The organism is Paracoccus methylovorus, assembly GCF_016919705.1.
GTDB lineage: Bacteria > Pseudomonadota > Alphaproteobacteria > Rhodobacterales > Rhodobacteraceae > Paracoccus > Paracoccus methylovorus.
In genome coordinates this window covers 228,486-246,451 of sequence record NZ_CP070368.1, presented here as the reverse complement: position 1 = coordinate 246,451, position 17,966 = coordinate 228,486, and the positions used below count along the sequence as shown (strand labels likewise).

The window sequence follows — 17,966 nt, the reverse complement described above, 5'->3', positions numbered from 1 at the left end:
ATTTTCACAACAAAGAAGATCAGGTTTTCTTGCCGATTTTCGGCTCGGTTCCAGCGAGAATGCGGCCGATATTCGCGCGATGGCGAATGAAGATCAGCATCGCCATGAAGCCGGCAACCGCGGCCATGCGGGCACCGTCGAGCCAGAGGGCGACGAAGGGCGTCAGCGCAGCAGCGATCAAGGCCGAGAGCGACGACATCCGGCTGACCAGCGCCGTCACCAACCATATTCCGCAGGCCGCGAGACCCAATTTCCAATCCAGCGCCAGCAGCGTCCCGATGAAGGTCGCGACCCCCTTACCGCCTTGAAAGCCCAGCCAGATCGGGAACAAATGACCAAGAAAGGCCGCGGCACCCGCGATCAGTGCCGCATCCGGTCCGGCAAGCCAGCGGGCCAGCAGGACGGCAATGGCGCCTTTGCCGCCATCCAACAGCAACGTCGCTGCCGCCGCCGGCTTATTGCCGGTACGCAGCACATTGGTGGCGCCGATATTTCCCGAGCCGATCAGGCGCAGGTCGCCAAGACCCAGCGCCCGCGTGATGACGATGCCAAAGGGAATTGCCCCCAGCAGATAGCCGATCCCGGCCCAGAGGATCAGGGTCATGCGACCTCTCCGAAGACGCGGCGACCGGCGACCCAGGTGCCCAACACCCTGCCCTCCATCCGGGCGCCGTCGAAGGGGGTGTTCTTCGATTTCGACAGCAGGGTAAACCGGTCCAGCACAAAGGGCGCATCGGGGTCGAACAACAACAGGTCGGCCGAAGCGCCTGCCGCCAGGCGACCGCCGGGCAGGCCAAGCCGGCGCGCCGGGTTCAGCGACATCGCCCGCCACAACTGCGGCAGGCTGAGCCCGCCCTGATGATAAAGTCGCATCGCCGCCGGCAGCAGGGTTTGCAGGCCCACCGCACCCGGCGCCGCCTCGGCAAAGGGCAGACGCTTGGATTCCTCGTCCTGCGGCGTATGAAAGCTGGCGATCACGTCGATCAACCCTTCGGCCACGGCCTCGACCATGGTCAGCCGGTCATCCTCGGACCGCAGGGGCGGCGTAAAGCGGAAGAAGGTGCGGTAGCCGCCCACATCGTATTCGTTGAGCGTCAGGTGATGGATCGAGATGCCGGCAGTCACATCCAGCCCCGCCTCGCGCGCGCGGCGCAGCGCCGGAAGGCTTGCCGCCACGGTAATCTGGTCGGCGTGGTAGCGCGCGCCAGTCATGGCCACCAGCGCAAGATCGCGGTCCAGCCCCATCACCTCGGCCATCGGTGAAACCGAGGGCAATCCATAGAGCGAGGCAAACTTGCCGCCCGTCGCCGCTGTGCCTTTCGACAGGCCCGGCTCCTGCGGATGGCCAACGATCAGCGCACCCAGCCCGCGAGCATAGGTCATGCAGCGCGACAGCAGCCGCGTATCCGACACCACCCGCACGCCATCGGTAAAAGCGACCGCCCCCGCATCCTGAAGAAAGGACATCTCGACCATTTCGCGTCCTTCGCGGGTCCGGGTCAGCGCCGCCATGTGGCGGATGTTCACCGGGGCATCTGCCGCGCGGCGCGTGGCGAATTCCAGCGATTCGGGCGTATCGATTGGCGGCAAGGTGTCTGGGCGGGCGATAACCGTCGTCACGCCGCCTGCCGCCGCCGCCAATCCGGCACTGCGAAAGCTTTCCTTATGCCGTTCACCCGGTTCGCCGATCTTGACGCCCCAGTCGATCAGCCCCGGGGCAAGGTATTTGCCACCGCAATCAACCAGTTCGGCACCCTGTGGGGCCTCGGCCCCCACGGCATCGATCAGACCGTCGCGGATGGTCAGCGTGCCGTCCCCGACGCTTTGCGCCTCGGGATCGATCAGGCGGGCGTTGTGGAAATGCAAGATCATGCCATCATCTCCGCTGCCTTGGCGCCGCGTTCCGCCCGCAGGTTGCGCGCCAGCAGGTCCATCGCCGCCATGCGTACTGCAACACCCATCTCGACCTGGTCCTGAATGACGCTGCGGTTGATGTCGTCGGCGATGGTGCCGTCGATCTCGACCCCCCGGTTCATCGGTCCGGGGTGCATGACGATGGCATCCGGCGCCGCCAGCGCCAGTTTTTCGGCATCCAGACCCCAGCGGTGATAGTATTCCCGCTCGGAAGGGATAAAGCCGCCGTCCATCCGTTCCTTCTGCAGACGCAGCATCATCACCACATCGGCACCCTTCAGCCCCTCGCGCATGTCCTCGAACACCTCGCAGCCCCAGTCCCGCACGCCCGCGGGCATCAGCGTCGCCGGCCCGACCAGACGCAGCCGGCTTTCCATCTTGCCCAGCAAAATCAGGTTCGAGCGCGCAACCCGGCTATGGGCGATATCGCCGCAGATCGCCACGGTCAGCCGGTGCAACCTGCCCTTGGCGCGGCGGATGGTCAGCGCATCCAGCAGCGCCTGCGTGGGATGTTCATGCCGCCCGTCGCCCGCGTTCAGAACGGCGCAGTTCACCTTTTGCGCCAGCAGGTCCACCGCGCCCGATTGCGGATGACGCACCACCAGCAGATCGGGGTGCATGGCGTTCAGGGTCAGCGCCGTGTCGATCAGCGTCTCGCCCTTTTTGACCGAGCTGGTCTGCATCGCCATGTTCATCACATCCGCGCCCAGCCGCTTGCCGGCCAGCTCAAAGCTCGACTGCGTGCGGGTCGAGTTCTCGAAGAACATGTTGATCTGCGTCATGCCTTCCAGCGCATCGGAATGTTTCACCGTGCGGCGGTTCAGATCCACGTAAGTCTCGGCCAGATCGAGAAGCGTGGTGATCTCGGGCGGGGCGAGCGGCTCGATCCCCAATAGATGGCGGGCACGGAACATGGCTTGATCCCCAAGGTCGCAGTCGCGTCCTCTATGGCAAATGCTGTGGCAGGCGGCAAGCAGCCCCTTGCCTTGACGCGGATTTTGCCGCATCGCGGAAACATGAACGAACATAGTGGCATTGTCAGTTTCGTCTCCTCGGGGCCGGGTGATCCCGAACTCCTGACCCTGCGCGCGGCCCGGCTTCTGGCCGAAGCCGATGTGGTGCTTTACGACGATCTCGCCTCGGGGCCGGTGCTGGGACTGGCCGGCCCTCAGGCACAGCTTGTCAGTGTCGGCAAGCGCGCCGGGCGACCCTCGGCCAAGCAGGAATACGTCAACGCGCTGCTGGTGGAACACGCTCGGGCGGGCAAGCATGTGGTGCGCCTGAAATCCGGCGATTCCGGCATCTTCGGCCGGCTCGAGGAAGAACTCACCGCGCTTCGCGCCCATGGCATTGCGTTCCGGATCGTGCCCGGCGTGCCCTCAGCCATGGCCGCCGCCGCCATCGCCGGCTTGCCGCTGACGCGCCGGCAAACCGCCCGCCGGCTGCAATTCGTCACCGGCGCCGATGTGACCGGCGGGTTGCCCGGCGACCAGAACTGGGCGGCGTTGGCCGATCCGCATGCCACCACGGTCGTGTTCATGGGACAGCGCACTTTTCCGCAAATGGCGGCGCTGCTGATTGAAAACGGCCTGCCCCCGGATACGCCCGCACTGCTGGCCGAAGCGGTGGGCCATCCCCATCAACGCCTGATCCGCACGACCGTCGCCGAACTCGGCCGATCGCTCGCCGCCGAAGGCCCCAGTCCGCATCCGGCCCTGATCCTCTACGGCCCGCTGGCCGAGGGGGACTGACCCCGGTCTTCTCCGTGTCTCAAATACCCAATATTGCACCCGCGCGCCCAAGAGCTATGCTGGCCGCTGAAAGAGGACCGAGATGCTGGGTTTCGTAACCGTTCAGGACAATGCGCCGGGGGCCGGCGACCGGCTGCTGACAGACACGGCCGAACGCCTTGCCGCAGCCGGACTGCGGCTGGCAGGCGCAGTGCAGATCAACAGCGAAGCGCAGCCGGGCGGCGAATGCGACATGGACCTGCGTATCCTTGGCGATGACGGCCCAATGGTGCGTATCACGCAGGCGCTTGGCCCGGGGGCGCAGGCTTGCCGGCTGGATACCGCGGCGCTGACCCAAGCCGTGGCCCGGACCGAATCCGTGCTGGACCAAGGGGCGGAACTGCTGATCGTCAACAAATTCGGCAAGCAGGAATGCTTTGGCCGCGGCTTTCGCGAAACCATCGCCCGCGCGCTGGCCGCGGACATCCCGGTGCTGGTGCATGTTCCCGATGAACAACTATCGGCATTTCACGAATTCGCCGGCGAACTGGCCGAACATCTGCTGCCGGACCAGATCGACGACTGGTGCCGGGCGCGATTGACCAGTTCCGCAGCATGACCATGCAGATCGATGCGCGTGGCCTGCTCTGCCCCTTGCCCGTGTTGCGCCTGCGCAAGCGGCTCATGGCGCTGCCGAAAGGGTCGCGGGTCACGCTTTTGGCCACCGATCCCGCCGCGGTGATCGACGTGCCGCATTTCTGTGCGGAATCGGGCCATCGCCTGATCAGCCGCCGCCAGGTCGCCCCGGGCGAGACGGAATATATCGTCGAACGCGGCCCGGTCTGCGCTATCGCCGCAGACTGATGCTGGCGATCTTTCTGAAGACCCTGCCGTTTTTTCTGATCATCGGCACCGGCTGGCTCGCAGGACGCACACGCTTTTTTCCGCCCGAGGCCACCGCCTGGCTGACGAAATTCGTTTTCTACTTTGCGCTTTCCGCCATGTTGTTCCGCTTTGCCGCGACGCTGGATGTGGGCAGGCTTTTCGATCCGGCCTTCGTCATGGCCTATCTGTCGGGGTCGGCCGCGCTGTGGGCTGTTGGTTTCGCCGTGGCACGCTGGCGGCGTCAACCGCTCGCCACCGCCGCGATGGAGGCACATACCGCCATGACCGGCAATACCGGCTTTCTGGGCGTGCCCATGCTGGTCCTGCTGCTGGGGGAACGCGCCATCGGCCCGGTGCTGATGGTGCTGACCATCGACATGGTGGTGTTCTCGACGCTGATCACGCTGATCGTAACCGCCGCAAGACAGGGGCGGGTGCGGGTCTCGACGCTGTGGCCCTTGCTGCGCGGCATCGTGTCGAACCCGATGATCGTCTCGATGCTGGCGGGGCTTGCCTGGGCCGGGCTGCATCTGCCCTTGCCGGGACCGCTGGGCGAATTTCTGGCGCTGCTGGGCGCCTCGGCCACGCCGGGCGCACTGTTCGCCATCGGGGCCAGCCTTGCCGGTCGCGCGGCCGAACGCATGGGACCGGCGCTTTGGCTAAGCTTCGCCAAGCTGGTGCTGCATCCCCTGGCCGTAGGCATCGCCGCACTGGCGGTCTTTGGGGTCGAGCCCTATGCGGCAGGCGTGATGATCGCTGCCGCGGCACTGCCCGTAGCCGGCAATGTCTACATCCTTGCGCAATATTTCGGCACCGCCACGCAGCGGGTTTCGGCCGCGATTCTGGTCTCGACCGCGGCCAGCATCGCGACGGTTCCCCTCGTCATTCACTGGATCACGAAAGGTTAGTCATGCGGGATATTTCACAACTGACCCTGACCCACCTGCTTGTCGACATCGACAACGACGGTATCGCCACGGTCACCCTGAACCGGGCCGCCAAGCGCAACGCGCTGAACGCCGAGACCATCGAGGAATTGATCGACGTCTTTGCCGCCCTGCCCGCCTCTGGCGCACGCGCCACGGTGCTTCGGGCCGAGGGACCGCATTTCTGCGCCGGGCTGGATCTGGTCGAGCACGGGCGCGAAGAACGCAGCCCCGCCGAATTCATGCACATCTGCCTGCGCTGGCACGAGGCATTCAACAAGATCGAATATGGCGGCGTCCCGGTCATCGCCGCGTTGAAGGGCGCGGTGGTCGGCGGCGGGCTGGAGCTTGCATCCTCGGTCCATGTCCGGGTGATGGACGAAACCACCTATTTCGGCCTGCCCGAGGGTCAGCGGGGCCTGTTCACGGGCGGCGGCGCCACGATCCGCGTGCCCCGGCTGATCGGTCAGGCGCGGATGGTGGACATGATGCTGACCGGCCGGCTTTATTCCGGGGACGAAGCGGTGCAGATCGGCCTTGCCCAGTATCGCGCCGCCGACAGCGAGGCCACGGCCTATGAGCTGGCCCGACGGGTGGCCGAAAACACGCCTCTGTCGAATTTCGCGATCTGCTCGGCGATTTCGCATATGCAGAACATGTCGGGACTGGATGCCGCCTATGCCGAGGCCATGGTGGCGGGCATCGTCAACACCCAAGACGCGGCAAGGGGCCGGCTGGACAGCTTTGCCCGCGGCACCGCGCAAAAGATCAAACCGGGCGGAAAGGGCGAATAGCGACACCGAGAAGGGCAGCGATGCGGGATGAAGCAACCATTGCTTCATGCCATTGCCTGCACTCAAGGCTCGACAAGATGAGATTTCAGATGTTGAGAAAGCAGTATCACTTTCGAACGATCCAGGGCGATCTGCATGCGTGGGATGTTCATCGGTTGATCCGGCTTTCGAAGCACCTCACTCCCAAGCTCGTCCGCTTGGAAGATATTGCCGAGTTGGATGAAAACTGGTGGTATGAAGGTCAAGAAAATCTACCCACTCCCCGCGCACTTGCCGCACATATGGCTTTGGTGCAACAGACGGATTTGGCCTATCCGATCCTGCTCTGTGCGGATGGCCGCCTTATGGACGGGATGCACCGGCTCGTCAAAGCCCTGTTAGATGATCGGACCCACATTCAGGCGATCAGATTCCCGGTCACGCCTGAAGCCGATTACATCAACGTGTCCGCAGATGATCTGCCTTACCCCGATGAAGAGGTCAGCAAGGATGTCATGGACCAACATGTACACATCAGGCCTCTGGCCGCATGCGATTACCCTGCGGCAGGTCGTATCTATTTTTGCGCTGTCCACGAAGGCACGAGAAACGCCTATAGCTACGAGCAACGGCTTGCATGGGCAGGGGAGACGATTGATCTCGAGCAATGGCAGACGCGGATTGAAGCGCTTACTGGTTTTGTCGCAGAAGTTGGCGGTGAACCGATAGGCTTCATCACCATTGATCGAACGGGATATGTCGATCTCGCTTTTGTTCTGCCTTCAGCAACCGGAAAGGGCATTGGTCGAGTGCTTTTGGACGCGGCGGAACAATGGGCCAAAGCCAACGGCGCGGCGCGGCTCACAACCGAGGCCAGTCTGATAGCACGCCCTTTCTTCGAGAAAAGCGGCTGGCTTCTGCTGGAGGAAGAGGACGTCCTTCGCAACGGCGTGAACCTGACGCGCTACAAGATGCAGAAGGATCTCGTCCGAGACGTAGGAACGTCTGCTTAGGACCCTACCCGGCCAATGGCGATGCCACGCAAGCGACTGTAATCGCCGCGCCGAATTCACTCGACCGGGCGGATCAGCTTCTTTTCCAGCACGCGCAGCACGACGCGCAGGTCGTGCCCGCGCTTGAGCACGCGCCCATCCATGCCGATCACCGCATATTGACCCTGCGCATTGCGCAGCCGGGGGCGCTTTTCGATACGATAAAGCGGGTGTTCGGTGGCCCGGCGAAAGACCGAGAACACCGCCATCTCACGCAGAAAGGACATGGCATAGTCACGCCATTCCCCCGCCGCGACCATCCGGCCGTAAACCGAAAGGATAACGCCCAGTTCACCCCGGTCGAAGGCTACGCGATCATGCTCGGACGGGAAACCGAAGGGCGCATTCATCATGAACGAATGGTGACACCGCCCCGACGCGCAATCAATGAAAAAGGGCGGCCCCGCGCCACCCTTTGCCGATCCAGGCCCCGGACTGTAGCCTAAAGCCCCGCCCGTCGCCGTCCAGCCATGCGCGCCAGCGTGCCGTCGCGCCACATGCTTTCATGCACGCCGACCATGACCACGTGACCCAGGATCAAAACCAGCAACAGCCAGGCAAGCTCTCCGTGCAGCGCACCGGCCAGGTTGACCGTCCAGGTGATCGGGGGCTCTTGCGCCGGAAAAATCTGAAAGCCGAAGGGGGCAAAGGCCCGCTCGCCGCCATAGGCGCGCAACAACGCGATGGTCGGCACCAGCGCCATCACCAGATACAGCGCCATATGACCCAGCCGCGCCGCCAGCCCCCAAAAACCCGCACCGTGATCCGGCCGGCTGCGGCGGTTCACCAAGGCCCAGACCACCCGCAGCGCGATCAGCACGAACAGCACCGTTCCCACCGCCTGGTGCGAGCCAACGAAGAACGCCACCACCGGCTGACGTCCCAAAAGCAATTTCAGCCCCATGCCGAAGAACTGCCACAGCATCAGCGCGGCAATGCTCCAATGCAGCAAGCGCGTCACTTTGCCGTAAAGCTGCCGGGTATCGCGCAAAGGCACGGATTTCGGGGCCATGGTCGCTCCTGCGCGGGTTTGCCGTGCGAGTAAAGTTGACTAAATTCCTTGGCGACATTATGGCCATGGCCCCAGACGGGCAAGACCCGCGAACCGGAGTCCGGGGTAACATGATCGTCAGTTCTTTCCTGTCCTTAGAGTGTCCCACATGCCGGTTGGAGCGGGCCTGACATGAACAGGCATCAGGAAATTCCGGCCGAAACCGCCTATCCCCTGACCGAGGCGCAAGAGGGGTTGTGGTATGCTCAGGCGCTGGATCCCGACAACCCGATCCTGAACACCGGGCAGTATCTGGAACTCATCGGCCCGCTGGATCGCGATGCGCTGGCGCAGGCCGTCGCGCGGACCATCGCCGAAACCCCGGCCCTGTCGCTGCGCTTTCACGGCGGTCCAGAGGGGCCACGGCAATGGGTCGGGCTGCCGGCGATGCTGGGTTTTGCCGATCTGTCCGCCCAACCCAATGCCGAGGCGCAGGCATTGGCGCAGATGCGCGCCGACAGCCAACGGCCCCTGAATCTGGCACATGAACCGGCCGGGGCGCTGACACTGTTCGCCTTGGGGCCTCAGCGGCACTTGCTTTATGAACGCATCCACCACCTTGCCATCGACGGCTATGGCATGGTGCTGGTGACCAACCGCATCGCCGCGCATTATGCCGCGCTGGTGGCCGGGGCGCCCGCGCCCGAACCCTTTGGCCCGTTGTCTCTGGCGGCCGATGAGGATGCGGCCTGGCGCGCCTCGTCCCGTCGTCAGGCAGATCGCGACTGGTGGCACGCCGAACTGGCCCAACTACCCGAAATCGCCGGGCTGGCGCCGGGCCGTGCGGCCAGCGGTCCCGATTTCCTGCGCGATTCCCGCCTGCTGCCGCAGGCTCTGCTGGACCGGCTGGCGAATTACGCCACCCGCCACCGGCTGGGTTGGCCGGATGTGCTGAACGCCCTGACCGGCGCATATCTTGCGCGATGGACCGGGGGCGAGGCGGTGATCGGCCTGCCTTTCATGGCCCGGATGGGCCGCAAGATCGCACAGGTGCCCTGCATGGCAATGAACGTCCTGCCGCACCGGTTGCGGCTGGACGAGGATGCCCCCCTGCCGGAATGGCTGGCCGCGCAATCGAAACGGATGGCGCAGGCCCGCCGCCGCGGCCTTTACCGCAGCGAGCTTTTGCGCCGCGAACTGGGGCTGGTCGGTGGCACGCGACGGCTTTACGGACCCTTGGTGAACGTGCAGCCCTTTGACAAGCCGCCAGAGTTTCCGGGTCTGCAAACTCATCTGCACATTCTGGGGGCCGGCGCCGTCGATGACCTGACGCTGACCTTCCGGGGCGATCCGGCCTCGGGCATGATTTTCGAGGTGGACGCAAACCCCGGGCTTTACACCGCCGATGAGGTGCGTGGCCATGGCGACCGGCTGGTGGCCTTTCTGACCGCGGCGCTTGCCTGCGAAAGCCTTGCCTCCGTGCCTACCGCAAGCCCCGACGAGATCGCCCAGGCACAGGCGCAGGCCAAGGCAACGCACCACCCGGTCCCCGACACCACGCTGACCGCGCTGATCGCGACGCAGCTTGCCGCCACCCCTGACGCCGTCGCCATCAGCTTTGGCGCAGACGGCCTGACCTTTGCCGAACTTGACCGCCGCAGCGCCGCACTGGCTGCGCGGCTTGAGGAACTTGGCGCCGGTCCTGACCGCATCGTGGCCGTGGCGCTGGAGCGTTCGCTGGAATTGCCCGTGGCACTGCTGGCGATCCTGCGCGCGGGCGCGGCCTATCTGCCGCTCGACCCGGCGCATCCGCCCGAGCGCATCGCCCGCATCCTCGCGCAGGCGCAGCCCGTCGCGGTGCTGACCTCGGCCAACCTGACCGGGCTGTTTCCAGCCGATGCCGAACTGCTGCTGCCCGGTGAGTGGCCCACCGAGGGCCGCCCCAAGGCCACGCCGGCACCCGGCGATCTGGCCTATGTCATCTTCACCTCGGGCTCGACCGGAGAGCCCAAGGGCGTCGCCATCGAACATCGCGCCATCGTCAACCGCCTGCTGTGGATGCAAGCGCATTACGGTATCGACGCCAGCGACCGCATCCTGCAAAAAACGCCCGCCACCTTCGACGTCTCGGTCTGGGAGTTCTTCCTGCCGATGATCGCCGGGGCCGAGCTGGTGATGGCGCCCCCCGACGCGCATCGCGATCCCACCGCCATCGCCCGGCTGATTCGGGAACGCGGCATCACCACCTGCCATTTCGTGCCCTCGATGCTCTCGGCCTTTCTGGCCTCGCCCGCCTCGCAGGGGCTGAGCTTGCGGCGGGTTTTCTGCTCGGGCGAAGAGTTGACGGCAGACCAGCGCGACCGCTTTCACGCGCGTATCGACGCGGAACTGCACAATCTTTACGGCCCGACCGAAGCGGCGGTGGACGTCAGCTATTGGCCCGCCTCGGCCGAGGATCGGGCAAACCCGATCCCGATCGGCTGGCCGGTGTGGAACACCGCACTGGAGGTGCTGGATGAGCGGATGCGCCCGGTACCACCGGGACTGGCGGGGCACCTGTATCTGGGTGGCGTGCAGCTTGCGCGCGGTTATCTGGGGCGGCCGGACCTGACCGCGGAACGCTTTGTCAGCGGGCCCCTGGGTCGGCTTTACGCCACCGGTGACCTGGCGCGGCTGCGGCCGGACGGGGCCGTGGTCTATCTGGGCCGCTCGGATCATCAGGTAAAGATCCGGGGGCTGCGCGTAGAGCTGGGCGAGATCGAGGCAGCGATCATGGCCACCGGCCTCGCGCAGGAATGCGCGGTGATCGCGCGCGAAGATCACGCCGGCGAAAAGCGCCTTGTCGCCTATCTGGTGCCGACCGGGGACTGGCGGCCCAGCCTGCTTGCCGAGCGGCTGGCGGCCAGCCTGCCCGCGTACATGGTCCCTTCGGCCGAGGTGGCGCTGGATGCGCTGCCCGTCACCTCGAACGGCAAACTGGACCGCAAAGCCCTGCCCGCGCCGGAGTTCATCGCCTCGGGTCGCGCGGCGGAAACACCGACAGAGCAGATGCTGGCGCAACTGTTCGCCGAGGTCCTGCACCTGCCCGAACCCGCACCGGCCGAGGCCGATTTCTTTGCGCTGGGGGGGGATTCGCTGTCCGCCGTGCGGCTTTCGCAGGCGCTTGAGACAGCTACGGGGCGCAACCCCGGGCTTGGCACCATCTTCGAACATCCGATTCTCGCGGTGCTGGCCACCGCGCTGGACGCGCAAGCGCCGCATGACGACGGGCTTGGCCCGCTGATTGTGCTGGCCGAGGGCGACCCGCAAGCCACCCCCCTGTTCCTGATCCATCCGGCTGGGGGGCTGTCCTGGGGGTATCACGGTCTGGCGCGGCGCATCGCGCCCGCGCGCCGCGTCTGGGGGCTGCAACATCCAGCCCTTGATCCGGCGGTGCAGATGGCCGGCGACCTCGCCGAACTGGCGAGCGACTATGCGCAACGCATCACCACGCTGGTGCCCAAAGGACGGGTCCATCTGGCGGGCTGGTCGGTCGGCGGCATTCTGGCGCAAGAGATCGCCGTGATGCTGGCCCAGAAGGGTCGCCGGGTCGGAGTTGTCGCCATGCTGGACAGCTATCCCTGCGACGCTTGGCGTGACGAGCCCGAACCCGACCCGGTCACGGCGCTGCGCGCGCTGCTGGCCATCGCCGGCTACGACCCCGAGGCACATCGGGAACTGGACACGCGCGAGGCGGTGGTTTCCTTCCTGCGCCGGGGCGACAGCGCGCTGGGTGCCTTGCCCGCGCGGGTGCTGGACGGGGTGATCCGCACCGTGACCGGCACGAACCGCATGATCCGCGATCATCATCACCGCCGCTTTGCCGGCACGATCACGCACTTCCGCGCTGCCCGCGACCATAAGGAGCGCGCGCTGACACCTGAAATGTGGGCACCCTATGCCGCTGCGCTTGAGGTCATTGACCTGCCCCTTTTGCATGCCGAGATGACCTCGGCCGAAGCCACGGCACTGATCGCCCCCGAGCTTATCCAGAGGCTGGGTCGGGATTAAGGCTCCGATCCGGCGGCTGCGGCACAGGGACAAAGGCCAGCGCAAACACACCGCTGGCCAGCCCGCCGATCAGCCAGCCAATACCCAGCAGGATCTGATTGGCATCCGCCTGCAGATCGGCAATGCCGCGCGAAACATAGAAGCCGGGCATCCCCTTTTGCACCTGCACGGCACCAATGGTGCAAAGCGCAATGCCCAGAAAAACCAGCGCATATCTGATGATCGGCATCCGAATCCTCCTTTTCTGCCTCGACAAAAGCAGGAAAGCCTGAAGATCCGGTTAATCCGTGGCGGCAAAAGGCAGGACCAGCGGAAAGGAACCCGCAAGTGTCTGGATATGGATATGCCCCTTCAGCACATGAACCTGCGCCTGATGGCCGGGATGGTCGGCCAGATCCGCGACAAATTGCATGGTCGCGGGCGCAGGGCCATCGGGGGGCGGGCCATCGCTGCCCGAGCGTTTCTCGCGATCGCCCAGCGCCACCAGCAAGGGTAGCGAAGCAGCCGCGGCCTCCTGCGCCACCCGGCGAATCAGCGCCTCGTCCCACCAGATCGAGGGGCTGATCGCAGCATAGCGGGCAAAGCCGGCCGGCCGTGCCAGCAGCGCGTAAAGCGTGAAGAGCCCGCCGAAACTGTGCCCCCAAAGCGTGCGGCGGGCCGGATTCGCTGGCAGCCCTGCTTCGGCCGCGGCGCGCAAAGGGCCGGTCAGCCTGTCGTGAAAGATCGCCGCACCACCGGCCACACGGCCTTCATGGACGTGATCGGGGCGCAGACCGTCGCCCGGCCCATCAGGCGCGGTGAAATCCTGCGTGCGCAATTCGCGCGCAAACTGGCGGTCGATGTCATAGCCGATGCCGACGATCATCAGCCCCGGCACCAGCGCCAGATGCTCGGGCGTCAGGAAATCAAAGGCCGCATTGCCATCCAGCATATAAAGCACCGGCCATCCCTGTTCGGGCGCGGGCGCCTTGGGAACTGCCAGAAACAGCCGGTAACCGGGACCGACCGCCACCACCTTTTGCGAAAGCTCATGCGTGGGCGCGCCGGTCTCAAATATCCGAAGTTCGGCCTGTTTTCTGGCGTGATCCGGTCCGACCCGTCCCTGCTGCGACATATTGTGACAATTCCTCTGCTTGCGAATATCCAACCTCCTGCCAGCGTTAGTTGACAAGGACGGTCAGGAATATAGGTTGCGCGCTGATCGAAGCCAGCCCTGATCCGGGGTCAGCCAAAGCGAGACCTGATCTATTTTCAAGGAGTTTCTCATGGCACATCCATCACGGCCCTCGATGCGCACCCTGCTGGGGGCGTCTGCGCTTGCACTTTCGGTGATTTCGGGCCCGGTCCTGGCCGATACCGTCTTTACCAAGCCGCTGGTCGATTTTGCTGGCCGCGTTTCGGCCGGCGGCGTCGAGCGCGCCCCGGTCCACAAGGGCGGCAAGGCGTTGATCGAGGGCGAAAACCTGATCCCCGGCCAGACCGTCACGCTGATGCGCGGCCCCAACGCACTGACCGCCGAGCCGATCGCCGTCGACGCCGAAGGCAAGTTCAGCTTTGCGCTCGACATTGATGCCGATGCCGAAACCGGCCTGCAGCCCATCGTGGTCATCACCGAAAACCCTGCGTCGGCTAACGTGGTCGAGCTGAAAATCTCGCCCGAAGTGGCGGTTGCGGGCGCCGAGAAGTTCTCGGTCGTCAGCGAGCCGGCGGCGCGCGGTCTTTATCAGGTGAAATTCAGCGAAGCCGCCAATGCCGCCTTCGCGACCAGCGCCGTCGGCCGGCCGCCGGTCAAGGAATCGAAACTGGTCAAGGTCAACCCCGAGACGCTGAAGGTCGAGGCCGAGGTCACCCCCGCCGCCGCCCCCGCCCGCCCCGATGGCAGCGATGCCGGGCTTCTGGCTGTCTATGGCATCGATGTGGATGACGCGCACGGCCACGTCTGGGTGACCAACACCCGTCAGAACACGGCTGCTGTTTACAAGCAGTCCGACCTGTCGCTGGTCAAGCAGTTCGAGCCGGGTTCGGTGCCCCATGCCCGCGATGTGGTGGTGGATGAGGCCAACAGCCGCGCTTATGCCAGCGCCACGGGCACGCCCGAGATCAAGGTTTTCGACACCAAGACGCTGGAGCCGCTGGAACCGATCACCATCCAGTCGCAGATTCGCGGCGAAGAGTTCTCGACCATGGCGCTGGACATCGACGAGCAGGGAGGCAAGCTGGTCACCGTCAGCCTGTCCACACCCGAGGCCGCCATCGTCGATCTGACCTCGGGCGAGGTCAGGGTGATCGCTCTGCCGGGTGCCAAGTCCGCCTCGGGCGTGGCCTACGACCCGCAGGAAGGGCTGATCTTCGTCGCCTCGCAGGCCACCGACAACCTGCTGATCGTCAAGGCAGAAACCGGCGAGGTGATCCATGATGTCGCCGTGGGCGCCGGCCCCCTGAACGTCGCCTTCGAGCCGGTAAGCCGCAACGCCTATGTCGCCAACCGCGGCGCCGGCACCATCAGCGTCGTCAGCCCCGAGGGCGAGATCGTCGCCAACCTCGACGCCGGCAGCTTCCCCAACCAGTTGCGCGCCGATGGCAAGGGCAACGTCTGGGCGGTCAACAAGTCGCGCGGCGAAAACGACGAGTCGGGCGACCGCATCTGGCGCATCACCCCCGCCACGGAGTAAGAGGGGCGTCGACCCTGCCGGGGCGCCTTGCCGCGCCCCGGCGCATGAGCCAACGGATCCGCCATGACACTGACCCGCCCGCTGCTTGCCGCCCTTGCCCTGATCGCCTCATTTGGCTCTGCCGTGGCGGATGTGGTGGCCACCGACATTCTGGGGCGCGTCGTTCATCTGCCTGAACCCGCCCGCCACATCGTGCTGGGCGAGGGGCGGCACCTGACGGTACTGGGGCTGATCCACGACGATCCGGTGTCGCTGGTCACCGGCTGGCGTCTCGACAAGGCGCTGGACGAGCCGACGATGCAGGCTTACCGCGAGAAATTCCCCGATATCGACGAGATCCGCCCCGTCGGCTCGGGCAATCGCGACATCTCGGCCGAGGCGATCATCGCGCTGCATCCCGATCTGGTGGTGCTGACGCTGATCGACCAGGGTGATCCCGGCATGGAGGTCGCCCGCCAGCAGATCGAGGCGGCGGGGATTCCGGTCGCCTATGTCGATTTCTTCTCGCATCCGCAGGAAAATTCGATCCCCAGCCTGCAGATTCTGGGCAAGCTGATCGGCGCCGAGGAACGTGCCGAGGAATTCGCCGATTTCTACGAAGCCCGGCTTGCGCGCATCCGCGACCGCCTTGCCGCGCCCGACATTACCCGGCCGCGTGTGTTCTTTCACGTCCATGCCGCCCCGCAGAGCTGCTGCTCGACCGTCGGCACCGGGGTGTTTCATGACTTCATCACCACCGCGGGTGGGCAGAACATCGGCAACGACACCGTCAAGGGCGTGCTGGGCAACGTCAGCCTGGAATATCTGATCGGGGCCGACCCGGACGTCTATATCGCGACCGGCGGCACGCATATGGCGGTGCGGGGTGGGCTGGTGCTGGGCTCGGGCGTCGATGCAGACACCGCACAGGCAAGTTTCGACAAGCTGATCTCGGCGCCCGGCTTTTCGTCGCTGCGCGCGGTCGAGGAAGGGCGCGTGGCAGGCGTCTGGCACCTGTTCAACGATTCGCCGGTGCATATCGCGCTGATCGAATATCTGGCCAAGACCTTTCATCCCGACCTGTTTCAGGACGTCGATCCCGCAGCCACGCTGGCCGAGATCAACGCACGCTTTCTGCCCGTCACCGTGCCGGGGACCTGGTGGGTGACACCCGAACAATGAGCGACGCCATCCTGCAGCGCTATCACCGGCAAAGCCGGCGCAACGCCCTTTTGGTGGGCGTGCTGGCGCTGGCGGCACTGGCGGCGTTGCTGCTGGATCTGGTCACCGGCCCGGCCGGACTGCCGCTGGCCGATACGCTGCGCGCCCTGACCGGGGGCGAGGTCACGCGCGGCACTCAGGTCATCGTCTGGGACGTCCGCCTGCCCGTCGCCTGCATGGCGCTGTTGGTGGGCGCCGCATTGGCGCTGGCCGGAGCCGAGATGCAGACCGTGCTGGAAAACCCGCTGGCCGAGCCGTTCACGCTGGGCGTGTCCTCATCGGCCGCACTGGGCGCGGCAGTGGCAATCGTGCTGGGCCTGACCGTGCCCGGCCTGCCCCCGGTCTGGAGCGTCTCGGGCAATGCCTTCCTGTTCGCGCTTGGTGCGCTGGGGCTGTTGCAGCTTTTGGGGCGGATTCGCGGCGGCGGTCCCGAGGTGCTGATCCTGTTCGGCGTGGCACTGAACTTTACCGCCGCCGCGCTGCTGTCGCTGCTGCAATTCGTGGCCTCTGCCGATGCGCTGCAACAACTGGTGTTCTGGACCATGGGCAGCCTCGCCTCGGCGCAATGGCCCGGTGTGGTGCTGATCGGCGTGGTGCTGGTGGTCGCGGTCCCCTTCTCGTTCCGCGCGGCGTGGAAGCTGACCGCCCTGCGGCTGGGCGAGGATCAGGCGAAAAGCTTTGGCGTCGATGTGACCGGGCTCAGGCGCTGGACACTTTTGCGGGTCAGCCTGCTGGCGGCCTCGGCCGTGTCGATGGTCGGCGTCATTGGCTTTGTCGGACTTGCCGGTCCGCATATCGCCCGCATGCTGGTGGGCGAAAACCACCGCGTCTTCCTGCCCGCCAGCCTGCTGACCGGCGCGCTGGTCATGTCGCTGGCCTCGACGCTTTCCAAGACACTGGTGCCGGGGGTGCTGCTGCCGGTTGGCCTTGTCACCTCGCTGATCGGGCTGCCGATCTTTTTCGCGCTGATCCTGCGCGGAAGGCGGCGCTGATGCAGGAGGGGTTGCTGGCCCGCGGCATCTCGGTCCGCTACGGCACCCGCGTGGTGCTGGAGGGGCTGGACCTGCCGCTTCTGCGCCCGGGCGAGGTCACGGTGCTGGCCGGTCCGAACGCCGCCGGGAAATCCACGCTGTTGCGCGCCATCGCCCAGCTACAGCCCCATCGTGGGCAGGTCTTGCTGGACGGCAAGGATATTGCCCATACGCCCATGCACGAGCGGGCACGGATGATCGGCTTCATGCCGCAAAGCCTGCCTGCCAGTTCGTCGCTGGTGGCGCTGGAAAGCGTGATCGCCGCCCTGCGGTCGGGCGATGCCGTGGGCGCGCGACAGGCCGATACCACAGCCATGGCGGTGCTGGACAAGCTGGGCATTGCGTCGCTGGCGCTGGAACCTTTGTCCGCGCTGTCGGGCGGGCAACGACAGATGGTCAGTCTGGCGCAAGCGATCGTGCGCGATCCGCGCCTGCTGCTTCTGGACGAACCCACCAGCGCATTGGATCTGGCGCGGCAGGTGCGGCTGTTGTCGGAACTGCGGCGGCTGGCAGGCGAAGGGCGCATCGTGGTCGCCGTGCTGCACGACCTGGCGCTTGCCGCGCAATGGGCCGACCGGATCGTGCTGATCCACGGCGGACATACCCATGCCGAAGGCCCCCCGGAACAGGTGCTTACGCCGCAGCTTCTGGCCCAGGTCTATGGGGTCGAGGCACGGGTCGAACGCTGTTCGCGCGGCCGCATCATGGTGCTGATCGACGGTGAACACGCCCCCTGCTGACC

The 17,966-nt window shown here is 65.6% G+C and carries 18 protein-coding genes; 11 read left to right on the top strand and 7 right to left on the bottom strand.

Annotation, left to right across the window (positions count from 1 at the left end; translation table 11 throughout):
• Positions 1-19: 19 nt before the first annotated feature.
• The 3 genes from plsY to JWJ88_RS01185 are packed head-to-tail and all read right to left on the bottom strand — an operon-like array spanning position 20 to position 2,828.
• Complete coding sequence (gene plsY / locus JWJ88_RS01195) at positions 20-604, bottom strand: glycerol-3-phosphate 1-O-acyltransferase PlsY (RefSeq protein ID WP_205294303.1); 585 nt, start codon at positions 602-604, stop codon at positions 20-22.
• The gene (gene pyrC, locus JWJ88_RS01190) at positions 601-1,872 is read right to left on the bottom strand and encodes a dihydroorotase (protein WP_205294302.1); all 1,272 of its coding nucleotides are present in this window, start codon (positions 1,870-1,872) and stop codon (positions 601-603) included. The genes plsY and pyrC overlap by 4 nt, the downstream gene beginning before the upstream one ends.
• Positions 1,869-2,828: an aspartate carbamoyltransferase catalytic subunit gene (locus tag JWJ88_RS01185; RefSeq protein ID WP_205294301.1), complete on the bottom strand. Its 960-nt coding sequence runs from the start codon at positions 2,826-2,828 to the stop codon at positions 1,869-1,871. Before JWJ88_RS01185 ends, pyrC begins: the two co-directional genes overlap by 4 nt.
• Positions 2,829-2,930: 102 nt before the next feature.
• On the opposite strand from JWJ88_RS01185, the gene cobA reads away from it, so the two are divergent.
• The 6 genes from cobA to JWJ88_RS01155 all read left to right on the top strand — a co-directional run bounded on the left by cobA (position 2,931) and on the right by JWJ88_RS01155 (position 7,241).
• Positions 2,931-3,665: a uroporphyrinogen-III C-methyltransferase gene (gene cobA, locus JWJ88_RS01180; RefSeq protein WP_205294300.1), complete on the top strand. Its 735-nt coding sequence runs from the start codon at positions 2,931-2,933 to the stop codon at positions 3,663-3,665.
• An 82-nt stretch (positions 3,666-3,747) separates the two neighbouring features.
• Positions 3,748-4,263 (top strand): DUF2478 domain-containing protein, encoded by a 516-nt coding sequence (locus tag JWJ88_RS01175; RefSeq protein ID WP_205294299.1) that lies wholly within the window; start codon positions 3,748-3,750, stop codon positions 4,261-4,263.
• Positions 4,260-4,508, top strand: coding sequence for a sulfurtransferase TusA family protein (locus tag JWJ88_RS01170; protein WP_205294298.1), 249 nt, complete (start codon positions 4,260-4,262; stop codon positions 4,506-4,508). Before JWJ88_RS01175 ends, JWJ88_RS01170 begins: the two co-directional genes overlap by 4 nt.
• Complete coding sequence (locus JWJ88_RS01165) at positions 4,508-5,437, top strand: AEC family transporter (protein WP_205294297.1); 930 nt, start codon at positions 4,508-4,510, stop codon at positions 5,435-5,437. Before JWJ88_RS01170 ends, JWJ88_RS01165 begins: the two co-directional genes overlap by 1 nt.
• Positions 5,438-5,439: 2 nt before the next feature.
• Positions 5,440-6,249, top strand: coding sequence for a crotonase/enoyl-CoA hydratase family protein (locus JWJ88_RS01160; protein WP_205294296.1), 810 nt, complete (start codon positions 5,440-5,442; stop codon positions 6,247-6,249).
• A 20-nt stretch (positions 6,250-6,269) separates the two neighbouring features.
• The gene (locus JWJ88_RS01155; RefSeq protein ID WP_205294295.1) at positions 6,270-7,241 is read left to right on the top strand and encodes a GNAT family N-acetyltransferase; all 972 of its coding nucleotides are present in this window, start codon (positions 6,270-6,272) and stop codon (positions 7,239-7,241) included.
• A gap of 56 nt (positions 7,242-7,297) precedes the next feature.
• Here the strand turns inward: JWJ88_RS01155 and JWJ88_RS01150 are convergent, their stop codons facing one another.
• The gene (locus JWJ88_RS01150; RefSeq protein ID WP_205295087.1) at positions 7,298-7,630 is read right to left on the bottom strand and encodes a DUF2794 domain-containing protein; all 333 of its coding nucleotides are present in this window, start codon (positions 7,628-7,630) and stop codon (positions 7,298-7,300) included.
• 92 nt (positions 7,631-7,722) lie between these two features.
• Positions 7,723-8,292: a cytochrome b gene (locus tag JWJ88_RS01145; protein ID WP_205294294.1), complete on the bottom strand. Its 570-nt coding sequence runs from the start codon at positions 8,290-8,292 to the stop codon at positions 7,723-7,725.
• 171 nt (positions 8,293-8,463) lie between these two features.
• On the opposite strand from JWJ88_RS01145, the gene JWJ88_RS01140 reads away from it, so the two are divergent.
• A complete protein-coding gene (locus tag JWJ88_RS01140; RefSeq protein ID WP_205294293.1) occupies positions 8,464-12,321 on the top strand; it encodes a non-ribosomal peptide synthetase in 3,858 nt (1,285 codons plus the stop codon).
• On the opposite strand, the gene JWJ88_RS01135 is transcribed toward JWJ88_RS01140, so the two are convergent.
• The gene (locus JWJ88_RS01135; RefSeq protein ID WP_205294292.1) at positions 12,296-12,550 is read right to left on the bottom strand and encodes a hypothetical protein; all 255 of its coding nucleotides are present in this window, start codon (positions 12,548-12,550) and stop codon (positions 12,296-12,298) included. The two genes, JWJ88_RS01140 and JWJ88_RS01135, sit on opposite strands and share 26 nt — an antisense overlap.
• Before the next feature lie 51 nt (positions 12,551-12,601).
• Positions 12,602-13,435, bottom strand: a complete 834-nt coding sequence (locus tag JWJ88_RS01130; RefSeq protein WP_205294291.1) for an alpha/beta hydrolase — start codon at positions 13,433-13,435, stop codon at positions 12,602-12,604.
• Between the two features lie 151 nt (positions 13,436-13,586).
• Here JWJ88_RS01130 and JWJ88_RS01125 point away from each other — a divergent pair, with 151 nt between their 5' ends.
• From JWJ88_RS01125 to JWJ88_RS01110, 4 genes are all read left to right on the top strand, one after another.
• Entirely contained in the window at positions 13,587-14,993 is a 1,407-nt protein-coding gene (locus JWJ88_RS01125; protein ID WP_205294290.1) for a YncE family protein, read from the top strand.
• A 63-nt stretch (positions 14,994-15,056) separates the two neighbouring features.
• A complete protein-coding gene (locus JWJ88_RS01120) occupies positions 15,057-16,154 on the top strand; it encodes an ABC transporter substrate-binding protein (protein ID WP_205294289.1) in 1,098 nt (365 codons plus the stop codon).
• Positions 16,151-17,185 (top strand): FecCD family ABC transporter permease, encoded by a 1,035-nt coding sequence (locus tag JWJ88_RS01115; protein WP_205294288.1) that lies wholly within the window; start codon positions 16,151-16,153, stop codon positions 17,183-17,185. Before JWJ88_RS01120 ends, JWJ88_RS01115 begins: the two co-directional genes overlap by 4 nt.
• Positions 17,185-17,964, top strand: a complete 780-nt coding sequence (locus tag JWJ88_RS01110; protein ID WP_205294287.1) for an ABC transporter ATP-binding protein — start codon at positions 17,185-17,187, stop codon at positions 17,962-17,964. Before JWJ88_RS01115 ends, JWJ88_RS01110 begins: the two co-directional genes overlap by 1 nt.
• The last annotated feature ends 2 nt before the right edge of the window (positions 17,965-17,966 follow it).